General features: G+C 72.6%; 9 protein-coding genes. 6 read left to right on the top strand and 3 right to left on the bottom strand.

Annotated elements, in window-relative coordinates:
- Window positions 1-498: 498 nt before the first annotated feature.
- Together ACGFIS_RS18140 and ACGFIS_RS18135 are read left to right on the top strand one after the other, a co-directional pair.
- Complete coding sequence (locus ACGFIS_RS18140; RefSeq protein WP_358458374.1) at window positions 499-795, top strand: DUF4193 domain-containing protein; 297 nt, start codon at window positions 499-501, stop codon at window positions 793-795.
- 16 nt (window positions 796-811) lie between these two features.
- On the top strand, window positions 812-1636 hold the full coding sequence (locus ACGFIS_RS18135) for a hypothetical protein (protein WP_392899052.1): 825 nt from the start codon (window positions 812-814) through the stop codon (window positions 1634-1636).
- Between the two features lie 55 nt (window positions 1637-1691).
- Here the strand turns inward: ACGFIS_RS18135 and ACGFIS_RS18130 are convergent, their stop codons facing one another.
- Window positions 1692-1979 carry a DUF4235 domain-containing protein gene (locus ACGFIS_RS18130; RefSeq protein WP_392899049.1) on the bottom strand — a complete coding sequence of 96 codons (288 nt, stop codon included), beginning with the start codon at window positions 1977-1979 and terminating at the stop codon, window positions 1692-1694.
- A gap of 168 nt (window positions 1980-2147) precedes the next feature.
- Here ACGFIS_RS18130 and valS point away from each other — a divergent pair, with 168 nt between their 5' ends.
- The gene (valS, locus tag ACGFIS_RS18125; RefSeq protein WP_392899047.1) at window positions 2148-4697 is read left to right on the top strand and encodes a valine--tRNA ligase; all 2550 of its coding nucleotides are present in this window, start codon (window positions 2148-2150) and stop codon (window positions 4695-4697) included.
- Window positions 4698-4783: 86 nt separating this feature from the next.
- Here the strand turns inward: valS and ACGFIS_RS18120 are convergent, their stop codons facing one another.
- Window positions 4784-6070 (bottom strand): cytochrome P450, encoded by a 1287-nt coding sequence (locus ACGFIS_RS18120; RefSeq protein ID WP_392899044.1) that lies wholly within the window; start codon window positions 6068-6070, stop codon window positions 4784-4786.
- Between the two features lie 299 nt (window positions 6071-6369).
- Between ACGFIS_RS18120 and dut the strand changes: the two genes are divergently transcribed.
- Entirely contained in the window at window positions 6370-6861 is a 492-nt protein-coding gene (gene dut / locus ACGFIS_RS18115) for a dUTP diphosphatase (RefSeq protein WP_392899041.1), read from the top strand.
- A 3-nt stretch (window positions 6862-6864) separates the two neighbouring features.
- Window positions 6865-7698, top strand: coding sequence for a DUF3710 domain-containing protein (locus tag ACGFIS_RS18110; protein WP_392899038.1), 834 nt, complete (start codon window positions 6865-6867; stop codon window positions 7696-7698).
- 209 nt (window positions 7699-7907) lie between these two features.
- On the opposite strand, the gene ACGFIS_RS18105 is transcribed toward ACGFIS_RS18110, so the two are convergent.
- Window positions 7908-8609 (bottom strand): PIG-L deacetylase family protein, encoded by a 702-nt coding sequence (locus ACGFIS_RS18105; protein WP_392899036.1) that lies wholly within the window; start codon window positions 8607-8609, stop codon window positions 7908-7910.
- Window positions 8610-8657: 48 nt separating this feature from the next.
- On the opposite strand from ACGFIS_RS18105, the gene ACGFIS_RS18100 reads away from it, so the two are divergent.
- Window positions 8658-12638, top strand: a complete 3981-nt coding sequence (locus ACGFIS_RS18100; protein ID WP_392971820.1) for a HEAT repeat domain-containing protein — start codon at window positions 8658-8660, stop codon at window positions 12636-12638.
- Window positions 12639-12656 lie beyond the last annotated feature (18 nt).

Here is a 12656-nt window from a genome sequence, read left to right as displayed (position 1 = left end):
CAGTGACCCGCAGTGATGTCCCGCGATATTGTGCGCCGGACCCCGCCGCGAGGGCATTTGCCGGCGATCGCCGGGCTGACCCCGCAGGGGGCCCGCCCCCAACCTCAGGCGGGCACGATATCGCGTTAGTTCAGACGTTTCACCGAAGCGTCTGGTTCGGCGGTCGGCCGACCGGATCGGGCGACCGCGCCGCGCCGGGCCGGTAGGCGCGCACAACGTCCCCCGGACCGATATGATCCCGGCCGCCGCGGGATCCACGGTGGATGTCCCGGTTCCGGATTTCCACGCCGAGACGACCGCCGGGTATGTGACGGAAGACACATTACGAGGAAGAGGTCCGGGTGACGGGTGTCACTCGTAGGAACGGTCGCGCCTTGTGTGTCGCAGGTCACCAAACGTGACAGAATTTCCCGCCCGGATCGGGCACAAGAACGGTCCCCCGAGCGTTAGATCCGCGCGACGGGGCGCATAAAGCACTGAGGGGGATGGAGATAGAAGATGGCGACCGACTACGACAGCCCACGCAAGACAGACGACGATCTCAGCGAGGACAGCCTCCAGGAGCTCCAGGCCCGGCGCGCCGACAAGGCGGCCAGCATCATCGATGAGGACCTGGACGCCGGCGAGGTCGCCGAGCTGCCCGGTGCGGACCTGTCCAACGAGGAGCTCACCTTCCGGGTGGTTCCCAGGCAGGCCGACGAGTTCACCTGCACGCGCTGCTTCCTGGTGCACCACCGCAGTCAGCTGGCCGCCGAGAAGAACGGCCAGCCGATCTGCCGCGAGTGCGCCGCCTGACCGGGAGTGGCCTCGGGTGACGGGAGAGATCGAGCGACGTCATGACGACGTGGAGCCGGCGCGCGGCGACGGCTCCACCGAACTCGGTGAGCTCATCGGACGGCTCACCGGCGACGAGGACATGGACCGCGAGACCCGCGGCCGCCTGCTCGGGCGACTGGCCCGCCTGCTCGGCCAGAACGCCCGAAAGGCGGGCGCCGCGGGCGTCGCACGGGGCCGATGGCTCGGCGACCTGCTCATCGAGGCCGGTCCGCACATCCCGATCCGCGACCTTGGGACGTTGCAGGCCCACCATCCCGGCCTGATGGGCGAGCAGCTCGCCGACAAGCTCGTCAAGGTGGCCGGAAACGGCACCACCGCCGTCGGCGCCGCCGGCGGCGCCCTGGCAACCGTGCAGTTCACCGCCCCGCCGCTGCTGCTGACGGCACCCGCCCAGCTCGCCGCCGAGACCCTGGTGATCGCGGCCATCGAGGTCAAGATGATCGCCGAACTGCACGAGGTCTACGGCGTCCGCGTCCAGGGCACCGGTACCGCCCGCGGCGCCGCGTTCATCACGTCCTGGGCTCGGCAGCGCGGCATCAACCCCCTGGAGACCGGCACCCTCACCAGTGCTCTGGGGACGGCCGCGAAGTCGGCCCTGCGCAAACGCATGCTGCGCACCTTCGGCCGCACCCTGGGCACCATGGGGCCGTTCCTCACGGGCGCGGCCGCCGGCGCGGCCCTCAACCGCTCCGCCACGAAGATTCTGGCGACCAAGGTCCGCAACGACCTGCGCGAGGCCGCCGGCACCCCGCCCCCACTTCCGCAGGACCACCGTCGCCGTCTGAGATCCACGGATTAGGGGCCGGTGCGGGCGACGCCCCCGGTCGCCCGCACCGAAGCCGGGAGACTCCGCCCTAACCGCCGCTTTTGAGGTGGGCGGGCAGGTCGCCGGTGCCCTTGGTCCACTGGTGCGCGACGGCCCGGGTGGCCAGCAGGCGCGAGATCTCCATGCCGACGCCCATCACCACGGCCCAGCCGAGTGCCTCCAGAAGGTCCACGTCAGGGGACTCGGGGTTGGTCGGCGGCTCCTTGCCGGTGGTCTTCTTCCAGGCCAGCGTGATGGCCTTCTTCGCGACGAAGCCGCCCGCGAAGGCCGCGGCGCCGGCCATCACCCGCCAGCCGATGTCGCCCTTGTCCGCCATGATCGTCCTCCACTCGTCAGTGTTGTCCGCGCCTGCGAGCCCTCGGCGTCCGCCCGTGCGTTCCGGCTCCGACGCTACCGGAACGGCCCGCCCCCGGCGGTGGAGGTGATCTCCGCGTCGGTGCCGGCAAATGCCATGCGGGTGGGCCGATGTCAATACCATTGGGCCATGACAGAGCAGCCGCGTACTCCGAACGTCCCCTCCAAGCCCTCCCTGGACGGCCTGGAGGACAAGTGGGTACGCGTCTGGGAGGACGACGGCGTCTACCGCTTCGACCGCACCCGGCCACGCGGCGAGGTCTACTCGATCGACACCCCGCCGCCCACCGTGAGCGGTTCCCTCCATGTCGGCCACGTCTTCTCCTACACCCACACCGACGCCGTCGCGCGGTTCCACCGCATGCGCGGTCGGGCGGTCTTCTACCCCATGGGCTGGGACGATAACGGCCTGCCGACCGAGCGCCGCGTCCAGAACCACTTCGGTGTCCGGTGCGACCCGTCCCTCCCGTACGACCCGGACTTCGAGCCGCCGGCCAAGCCCGACCCGAAACGGCAGCTCCCGGTGTCGCGGCGCAACTTCATCGAGCTGTGCGAGCGGCTCACGGAGGTGGACGAGAAGGCGTTCGAGGAGATGTGGCGCCGCGTCGGCCTGTCGGTCGACTGGAGCCGGCTCTACACGACGATCGGGGGCGTGTCCCGCACGGCGTCCCAGCGCGCGTTCCTGCGCAACCTGGCGCGTGGCGAGGCGTACGTCTCCGAGGCGCCGACACTGTGGGACGTCACGTTCCGCACGGCCGTCGCGCAGGCCGAACTGGAGGACCGCGAGCAGCCCGGCGCGTTCTACCGGATCCGTTTCCACGGTGACGAGCAGCCGGTCCACATCGAGACGACGCGTCCCGAGCTGCTGCCCGCGTGTGTCGCGCTGGTCGCGCATCCCGACGACGAGCGGTATGCGGAGCTGTTCGGGACGACCGTCCGCACGCCGCTGTTCGGCGTCGAGGTCCCCGTCGTCGCGCACCGGCTGGCCGAGCCCGACAAGGGGTCCGGCATCGCGATGATCTGCACGTTCGGCGATGTCACGGACGTCACCTGGTGGCGTGAGCTCGACCTCCCCACCCGCGCGGTCGTCGACTGGGACGGGCGTCTCGCCGCGGACCCGCCGCAGGGCGTCCCGGCACACCCCTACGGCGAGCTGGCCGGCAAGACGGTGTTCTCCGCGAAGGAACGCGTCGTCGAGCTGCTGCGCGAGTCCGGGGACCTGGACGGCGAGCCGCGCAAGATCAGCCGGCCGGTGAAGTTCTACGAGAAGGGCAGCAAGCCCCTGGAGATCGTCACGACCCGGCAGTGGTACATCCGCAACGGCGGACGCGACAAGGGCCTGCGCGCCGAGCTGCTCGAGCGCGGCGGCGAGCTCGCGTGGCACCCCGGCTACATGCGGGCCCGCTACGAGAACTGGGTCGAGGGACTGAACGGCGACTGGCTGATCTCGCGGCAGCGGTTCTTCGGCGTGCCCATCCCGGTCTGGTACCGGCTGGACGACTCCGGCGAGCCGATCTACGACGAGCCGATCGTGCCGCCGGAGGACGCGCTGCCCGTCGACCCGTCCTCCGACGTCCCGCCGGGCTTCACCGAGGACCGGCGCGGCGAGCCGGGCGGCTTCGCCGGCGACCCCGACGTGATGGACACGTGGGCGACGTCGTCGCTGACGCCGCAGATCGCGGGCGGCTGGGAGCGCGACGCCGACCTGTTCGGCCGGGTGTTCCCCTACGACCTGCGTCCCCAGGCGCACGACATCATCCGGACGTGGCTGTTCTCCACGGTCGTCCGCGCGCATCTGGAGCACGGCTCGCTGCCGTGGAAGGACGCGGCGCTGTCGGGGTGGATCCTCGACCCGGACCGCAAGAAGATGTCGAAGTCGAAGGGGAACGTCGTCACGCCGATCGACCTGCTGCGCGAGTACGGCTCCGACGCCGTCCGCTACTGGTCGGCCAGCGGGCGCCCGGGGACCGACACGGCGTTCGACACCGGCCAGATCAAGGTCGGGCGGCGGCTCGCCATCAAGATCCTCAACGCGTCCAAGTTCGTGCTGGGTCTGGGCGAGACCGATGCGGACGCGTCGGTGACGGAGCCGCTGGACAAGGCGATGCTGGCGGCGCTGTCCGATGTCGTCAAAGACGCGACGGAGGCGTTCGAGGGCTACGACTACGCGCGGTCCCTGGAGCGCACCGAGCGGTTCTTCTGGGAGTTCTGCGACGACTACCTGGAGCTGGTCAAGGCCCGCGCCTACGGGGACGGCGAGGAGGGTTCGGGCGGCGTGACGGATGGGGCGCGGTCGGCGCGGGCGGCGCTGCGCACGGCGCTGTCGGTCCTGCTGCGCCTGTTCGCGCCGATCCTGCCGTTCGTGACCGAAGAGGTCTGGTCGTGGTGGCGGCACGGGTCGGTGCACACGGCGTCCTGGCCGTCGGTGGCCGAGCTTCCCCCGGGCGGTGACCCGGCGGTCCTGGCCGCGACGGCCGAGGCGCTCCGGCAGGTCCGCAAGGCCAAGTCGGAGGCGAAGGCGTCGATGCGCGCCGACGTGTCCCGCGCGACCGTGCGCGGCGCCGAGGTGACGCGGATCGCGCGGCCGGATCTGGCCGCGGCGGGCCGCATCGCCGACCTGACGCTGGAGGACGCCCCCGCCGGCCTGACCGTCGACGTCGTCCTCGCCCCCGCCGGCTAGATCACCGCGACCGGGACGGGCGGACCGGGCCAGCCCGTCCCGGTCACACCCTGCCCGCCGGCGACGGCCCTCGGCGACCAGCCCGCTCAGACCTCGCAGGGCAGGTGCTTGATGCCGTTGATGAAGCTGGAGAACAGCCGGTCGGGTTCCCCGGTGGCGCGGATCTCCGGGACGCGCGTGAACAGCTCGCGGAACATCACCGTGATCTCCCGCCGGGCCAGGTTGGCGCCGAGGCAGAAGTGCGGGCCGGGGCCGCCGAACCCCACGTGCGGGTTGGGTGAGCGTGTGATGTCGAAGACGTCGGGGTTCTCGAACACCGACTCGTCACGGTTGGCCGAGTTGTAGAACAGCAGGACCTTGTCGCCGGTCTTGTAGTGGTGTCCGTTCATCTCGTAGTCCCGGGTCACCGTCCTGCGGAACTGGATGACCGGCGTGGCCATCCGGACGATCTCCTCCACGGCGCCCGGCGCGTGCTTGTCGAAGTCCTCCAGCAGCAGGGCGCGCTGCTCCGGGTTGTCGGTGAGCAGCTTCAGTCCGTGCGACATGGCGTTCCGCGTCGTCTCGTTCCCGGCCACCACGAGCAGGATGAAGAACGAGCCGATCTCCTGGTCGGTGAGCCGCTCGCCGTCCACCTCGGCCGAGATCAGCGCGGAGACCAGGTCGTCTCCGGGGTACCGGCGCCGCTTCCGGGCCAGTTTCATCGCCAGGTGGTTCAGCTCGTATCCGGCGACCATCACCTTGAGGAGCCCGTACAGCGCGCCGAGGTGGGTGATTCCGTCGCGGGTGTAGTCCCTGCCGCCGCTGTACTCGGGGTCGCCGAGGCCCAGGATGGTGTTCGTCCGGTCGTACACCATCGGGCGCACGCGCTCGGGGATGCCCATCATGTCGCAGATGACCTGGAGGGGCAGCCGCGCGGCGACGTCGGTGACGAAGTCCGCCGACCCCTTCTCGATCAGGTCGTCCACGATCCGGGTCGCGGTCGCCTGCAGGTCGGTCTCCATCTTCTCCAGGATGCGCGGGGTGAAGGCGCGCGACACGATCCGCCGGATCTTGGCGTGCCGCGGGTCGTCCATGTTGATCATCGAGCCGAAGTAGCGGGCCAGGTAGCCCGGCATGTCGGCGATGCTGTTGGAGCACGGCTCGCTGCTGAAGATCTGCGGCGTGCGGCTGGCCTCGACGACGTCGGCGTGCCTGGCCAGCGCGTAGAAGCCGGGCCCTGCCTTGACGAAGGGCAGCTTCAGCTCTTTGAAGAACGCCGGGTGCTCGCGCCGCCGCAGCTGCGTGAACGCCGCCATCCGCCGCTCCGGCGGCAGTGCCCAGAACTCCAGGTTCGACAGGTTGCCGTCGACGTTCTCCCGCGCCGTGGTCGTCATGCCGCGCACCACCCTCGAAGCCGTGTCCAGAATCTGGTTCGGTTTATATCGAATCGAGGTCCAATGACAACGTCAAGACGAATCGGCCGATCTCACCCTCATCGGAGCCGCGACGCGTGACGAATCCGCCGCGACCGGCGCGCCCGGCACCGCGCGGTCCCGGGGGAGGTGGGCATCGCGCACGAGCGGGTAAGGTCAACTGCCGGACTCGCGTGGCGGCGGCGTTTCGGCCTCGGCCGGCCATGGCGCCCTGGGTAGGGTCGTGGGGTTTTCCGGCAGGTAGCGCGTGAGGTGAGTCCGTGAACAAGGTCGATGTGCTGATCCGGCGGCTGGATCCCGGGCTGCCCCTGCCGCAGTACGCCCACGCGGGCGACGCGGGCGCTGATCTGGTCGCCGCCGTGGACGTCGAACTCCCGCCGGGAGAGCGCGCCGTCGTCCCGACCGGGATGTCGATCGCGCTGCCGGACGGCTACGCCGCTTTCGTTCACCCCAGGTCCGGTTTGGGCGCTAGGTTGGGGGTGACGATAGTCAACGCACCCGGTACGGTCGACGCCGGCTATCGGGGTGAGATCAAGGTGACCCTGCTGAACACCGACCCCCGCGCCACGGTGACGCTGCGGCGCGGAGACCGCATTGCGCAGATGGTCGTGCAGCGGGTGGAACAGGCGGTGTTCCACGAGGTCGCCGAGCTTCCCGGATCGGCGCGCGGGACCGACGGCTTCGGTTCCACCGGCGGATTCGGTGCCGCGCCCGAGTCCGGAGACAATGAGCACAGTCGAGAAGGAGCGTGAGTCGTGGCTTTTGGACGTCGCCGGCAGGCCGAGGAGCCCGCGAAGGGGCCTGAGAAGGGGCCCGAGGTGACCGAGGAGCCGACGGAGGCAGCCGAGGAGGAGTCCTCCCCCAAGGGGGAGTCCGCCGAGGGCGGCCCGTGGGACTCCGAGGACTCCTTCCCCGAGCTGCAGCGCCTCGATTTCGGGGCCATGCAGGTGCCGATCGCGCCCGGGCTGGGTTTCCAGGTGAACTTCGAGGCCACCCAGGTGGACGAGCAGGGCAACCCGCTCGACGGGCGTCCCGTCGCGGTGCTGGTGCAGTACGAGGAGAGCGCCATGCAGTTGCAGGTGTTCGCGGCGCCGAAGCGCAGCGGCATCTGGGACGACGTGCGCCGTGAGACCGCCAAGGACATCCAGGAGGAGGCGCAGGGCCAGACCCAGGAGGGCGACGGCCCGTTCGGCGCCGAGCTGCTGGCGATGGTCCCGGCGGCGCTGACCGAGGAGGTCCTCGCGGAGATGCCGAAGGAGGTCCGCGAGCAGATCCCGGCCGAGTTCGTCGAGCAGGGCTGGGCGCCGCAGATCATCCGTTTCCTCGGTGTGGACGGCCCCCGCTGGTTCCTGCAGGCCGTGGTGCAGGGCGCCGCGATCGAGGACGAGGAGCAGTGGCAGGTCCTGGAGGACGTGCTGCGCGGCGTGGTCGTCCACCGCGGCGACGCGCCGATGCCGCCCCGCGAGCTGCTGGAGCTGAAGATCCCCAAGGAGTTCAGCGAGGCCGGCCAGGAGGGCGAGGAGGAGCAGGAGGGCGAGGAGACCTTCAGCCCCTTCGAGCGCGGCCCCGAGATCACCGAGGTCCGCTGACCCGGCCGCCGGCCCCGATGCCATCGGCCCGCCGGGCCGCACGCCTTTTCGGTCGTGCGGCCGGGCGGGTTTTTTCCGTGCGCCGGACGGCCGTCCCTTGCCTTGGACGCCTGCCGGGTGGTCAATCGGGACATGTCGAAGAAGACGCGCAAACGCCGGGCCCGCAAGCGCAGCAAGAGCAACAAGGGAAAGCGGCCCAACGCCCGCCGCTAGGTCTCGATCATCTCGAACGTCATCGCGTGCTCGACGCCGGCGGCGCGTCCCTCCTGCTCGGCGATGCCGGTGAGGAACGCCGCCGCGTCGAACCCGGTGCCGAGATTCGACAGGTACACGCGGTGCGCGAGCAGCGAGTCGATGCCGGCCCGCAGGTGCCCGGTGACGTCGACGTAGTGCGTGGCCTGCGGTGATCCGCCGAACAGCGCGAAACGGACGCCCTGCCAGGGTTCGAGGTCGAGGTCGCGGAACACCCACCGGTTGGCCGCGTCCCTGACCGCGTCCGCGACGGCCAGCCCGAGCACCCGGTGGTCGGCCATGTTGAACCCGCCGCCGGTGAAGGACTCCCGGAAGTTGATCGACAGCACCACCTCGGGCCGGTGCGACCGGATCGCGCCGGCGAGGGCGCGCCGCAGCGGCAGCCCGTACTCGAGCATGCCGTCGGGCAGGTCGAGGAACTCGACGTCGTCGACGCCGACCCGGCGGGCCGCCTCGATCTGCTCCGCGCTGCGGATCCGGCGGGCGTCATCGGGGTCCATCGAGTCGATGCCGGCCTCACCGCGGGTGGCCAGCACCTCCGTCACCGTCTTGCCCTGGCCGGTCCACTTGGCGATCGCCGCCGACGTCCCGTACTCCAGGTCGTCGGGGTGCGCGACGATCGTCAGCGCCCGCTTCCAGTCCTCGGGTACCACTTCCATGCCGTCATCCTCTCCGGTGCCGCGTGCTCGAAGCCTAAGATCGGCGCCATGCCCGCCGCAGAATTCCCGAGGCCGTCCATTCCCGTACAGATCGGGCGGCTGCGGGACGGGATCATCAGCCGTCCCGAACGCGTCCGGGACGAGCCCGCCGGCGAGCTGCTCTATCAGGCGGTGCGCGGGATCGGCGCGCTGGACCTGGACGACCCGGAACCGCTCGTCGCCGAACTGGCGGGACGGCCCGACGCCGTGCTCCGGGCCGAAGCCTTCCGGATCACGCGTGAGGCCCTCAACTCGGCCCTTCTCGCACCGGCCCGCGCGCGGGCGGTCGCCGAGGGGCTCGCGGGTGACGTCCCGGACGCGCTGAGGGAGCTCGCCGAGCCGTGGGCGGCGCTCGACCCGCTCCCGCACGAGCGGATCCGCCGCCTCCTCGAAACCGGGCCCGCCGACGCCGCGATCGAGGTCGCCGCCCGGCACGGCCATCGGGACGTCCTCACCGGCATCGCCGCCGATCCCGGGCGGCCGCCCGAGCTGCGGCGGCGGTCCCTGGAACTGCTCGGCGGCCTGGCGACCCGCGAGGACGCCGGCGCCGTCGCGGCCATCGCGGGCCGGGACCCGCTGCTGCTCGCGGGCCCCGCCGTCGCGTGCCTGGGCGGTATGCACCGGCGCGGCCATTTCCCGGCCGGACGGGACGTCCCGGTGATCGTGAACCTGGCCCTCGCCGATCATCGCGTCCCCGCCGGGGACGTCGCCACCATCCTGTACTCCCGCAGGCACGAGACCCTGCGGGAGCTGACCGAGGCGGACGGGGAGTGGCCCCGGCGCCTGGAGCTGCTGGTCGCGCTCGACGAGCAGGGAGTGCCGGGCCTGGAGATCGGCGCCGCCGTCGCCGGGGCGGCGCGCCGCTCCGCCGGGGCCGGCGCCGACCCCGCGCCGTTCCTGCGGGCGATCCGCCGGCTCCGGTACACGGCGGCAGAGGAGACCGTTCTCGATCTGCTGCCGCGCTCGCCGCGGGAAGCCCTCGGCGCCCTCGAAGCCGTCGGCGGCGCCCGGACGGTCGCCTTCCTGCGCGCCGGGCTCGGGCTGGACGGCGGCGGCATCGCCCCGCATCTCCGGCCGTTCAGGCATCAGGCCCTCGAACTGCTCTGGCACCTCACCGTCGACGCGGAAGAGCGACGGGCCGTCCTGGAAAGGCTCGACCCGCGCGATGTGCCCCGCCGCATCGCCGACGACCTCGGCGGGCCGGACCCGCGGGAACTGGCCCTCCTCCGCGCGAACCTGGACCCGGAGGAACCGGCCGAGGCCCTCCGCAGGCTCGCCCGCAACGGCGACGCGACCACGCTGCCCGCCATCGCCGACCTGCTGCTCCGGGTCGTGACGGAAGAGGAGGCGCCCGATCTGGACGAGGCCCTCACCGCCGTCCGCGACCTGGGCCGCCGCCTCTTCCGGCGGAGCGCGCTCCGGCCGCGCTGCCTGCTGGACGCCGCCGGCGCGGCGGAGGCCGGTGACGCCGTGCTCGCGGACATCGTCCTCGGCCTGCTGGACCGTCCGGGACTCGGCCCGGCGGAGCTGACGGCCCTGCTGGACGTGCTGCACCGCGCGCCCTACCGCCGGACGAGGGCCCGCGTGCATCCGCTGCTGCGGCACCGCGACCGGCACGTCCGCGGGCGGGTGATCGCGGTCCTCGCCGGGGACGGCGGCGACGCGCGGGCACTGTCGGCGAGCCTGGTCCCGCTGACCGCGGCCGGCGACGCGCAGACGGTCAGGCAGGCGCTCCTCGCGCTGGCGGAGGCCCGCGCGGACTGGGCCGCGGCCGCGATCGCGGCCTGCCTCGACCACCCCAACATGAACGTCAAGAAGACGGCGGCGTCGGCCCTCATCCGGGCGGGCGCGCCGGAGGCCGTCCCGAAGCTGCTGTCCTGGCTCGGCCGGCACGACAACCCGGGTCTGCGGGAGGCGCTCACGGGGGCGCTGCGGGCCATCCTCGGCGACGCCTTCGCCGCGACCGTCCTCGCGGCGGCGGAACGCGCACCCGACCGGCCGCTGCTGCTGCGGAGCCTCGACGGCCTGCTCGGTGCGCGGCAGGTCGCCGCGCTCGCCCGGCGCGGCATCACGGTTCGGGCGAAGGAGCCCTCACCCGTCCCCGATGTGGACGCCCTTCTCGATCACGGCTGGGACACCGGGATCGCGCGCCGGATCGTGGACGCCCACGAGCGCGAGCCCCGGACGGCGCCGTACGTGCGTCTGCGTCCGATGCTCACGCGCTGGCTGGACATGGCGGGCCTCGATCTCCGCGTCCTCCGGCTGATCACCGCGATCTGCCCGCCGCCGTGGCCGGACGCGGAACTGGAGGTGTTCGCCCGGTCCGCCGGGCCCCTGGTCGACGGCCTGACGCTCCCCGGTGATCACGACCGGCTGCTGCGGCTGCTGACGGAGGTGATCCCGCGCGTCGGGCCCGCCGGACGGCGGGAGATCGCCGAGCGGGTGCGCCGGCTGGAGCTCGGCCTGCCGGGGCCGGTCCTGCTGCGCCTCTGCGGTGCCGCACCGACGCGGGACGACCTCGACCGGGCACTGGCTACCGCCGGGCGCGCGGAACACCCGGCGCGGGACGTGGAGTCCGTCCTGCGGGAGGCGTTCGGGCAGGAGCCGGCCGAAGGTTCCGCCCTGCTCCGGGAGGAAGTCGGCCGCGAGGTCCGCGACATCACGTCCCTGCGGCGGGCGCCCGCCCTGGCGGACGCGCCGTCGCGGGACGTGCTCGACGCGCTGATCAGCTTTTTCCCGCAGGCCCCGCCTGACGCGCGTGACGCTCTCCTCGACTGGATGACGGAGTTGCAGCCGCTCGGCGCCCCGCCCTGGACTCTCGCCGAGGAGTCCCGCCGCCCCGTCCCGGATGTCAGGACACCGCGTGCCGGCGACCTGGACCAGCCCCGCTCCGAGGCCCAGCGGCGGCGCCTCCTGGAGATGCTGTGCGACCCGCAGGCGGAGCGGCGGGAGGCGGCGGCCCGCACCCTGCTCGGCTGGCCCGAGCCAGAGCCCGGGCTCGCGGTCCTCAGGGCCTTCCTGCGCGGCCACGCGGATCTCACCGCCACGACGGCCCTGGCGCGGACACTGCACGATGCCACCCCGGCCGACCTGGACGGAGACGACAGGACCGCCGAGCGGTTCGCGCGTCTGGCCGTCCACCTGGAACCGGCCGGCCTGGACCGATTCGTCCCCACCCTGCTGGCCGCCTGGGAGCACGGGGGCGCCGCGGCGCGGGACGCGGCCGGCCGGGCGCTCCGCCGCGCGTCGCCCGACGTCGTCGCCGGGGCCGTCTCCGGGCGGCTCGCGGCCGGCGCCTGGGGGCTGCTCGACCTCGTCGCCGGACGGCCGTTGCTGCGCACCCCCGAACTGGACCGGGTCCTGCGGCGCCTGCGCGACGAGGGCCGCGACGACCTCGCGGAAATGCTCGTCCTGGAGCCCGGCCCCCTGCGGGAACCGGGAGCGGCCGTCCAGGACGAGGACATGCTGAAGAGGCTGCGCGAACGCAGTGCCGATACCGTCCGCGAACCGGCACGCGCGGAGTTGTTCCAGCAGGCCAGGGACGGCGGCCCCAAGCAGGTCCGCCGCGCGCTCACCCTCCTCGCCGAACGCCACGAGGAGGCTCACGCCGGCGCGGACCCCGAGCTCGCGGAACTGCTCACGGCGCTGATCGCCCACCGTGAGACGAAGGTGCGGCTGCACGCGCACCGCATCTCCCGCCGCGTCTTGGACCGGCCCGGCTACCTGGAGCAGACGACCCGCCTCCTGGACGATCCCGAGCCCGACGTCGTCCGCGCCGCGATCAGGACCCTCGGCCACGCCGCCTGGGAGCCCGCGATCCCCGGACTCGTCGCCCTGCTCGCCCATCCTCGCGAGCCCGTGCGCACGGCCGCCGCGGCGGGCCTCGTCATGATCGGTGCGCCCGCCGTTCCGGCGCTGCGCCATGCCGAGGGCCGTGCCCGCCCGGACCGGCGGCACCGCTACACCGCCGTGCTGGACGGGATCGGCTGACCCGCGGCGGCGCGGCTG

Source organism: Spirillospora sp. NPDC048824 (assembly GCF_043198455.1).
Lineage (GTDB): Bacteria > Actinomycetota > Actinomycetes > Streptosporangiales > Streptosporangiaceae > Spirillospora.
This window is presented reverse-complemented; position numbering and strand designations above follow the sequence as displayed.

Bases quoted from the DNA above. Each gene is read 5' to 3' on its own strand.
- ACGFIS_RS18140 (WP_358458374.1), top strand. From the start codon at position 499: ATGGCGACCGACTACGACAGCCCACGCAAGACAGACGACGATCTCAGC.
- ACGFIS_RS18130 (WP_392899049.1), bottom strand. From the start codon at position 1,979: ATGGCGGACAAGGGCGACATCGGCTGGCGGGTGATGGCCGGCGCCGCG.
- valS (WP_392899047.1), top strand. From the start codon at position 2,148: ATGACAGAGCAGCCGCGTACTCCGAACGTCCCCTCCAAGCCCTCCCTG.
- ACGFIS_RS18120 (WP_392899044.1), bottom strand. From the start codon at position 6,070: ATGACGACCACGGCGCGGGAGAACGTCGACGGCAACCTGTCGAACCTG.
- ACGFIS_RS18105 (WP_392899036.1), bottom strand. From the start codon at position 8,609: ATGGAAGTGGTACCCGAGGACTGGAAGCGGGCGCTGACGATCGTCGCG.
- ACGFIS_RS18100 (WP_392971820.1), top strand. From the start codon at position 8,658: ATGCCCGCCGCAGAATTCCCGAGGCCGTCCATTCCCGTACAGATCGGG.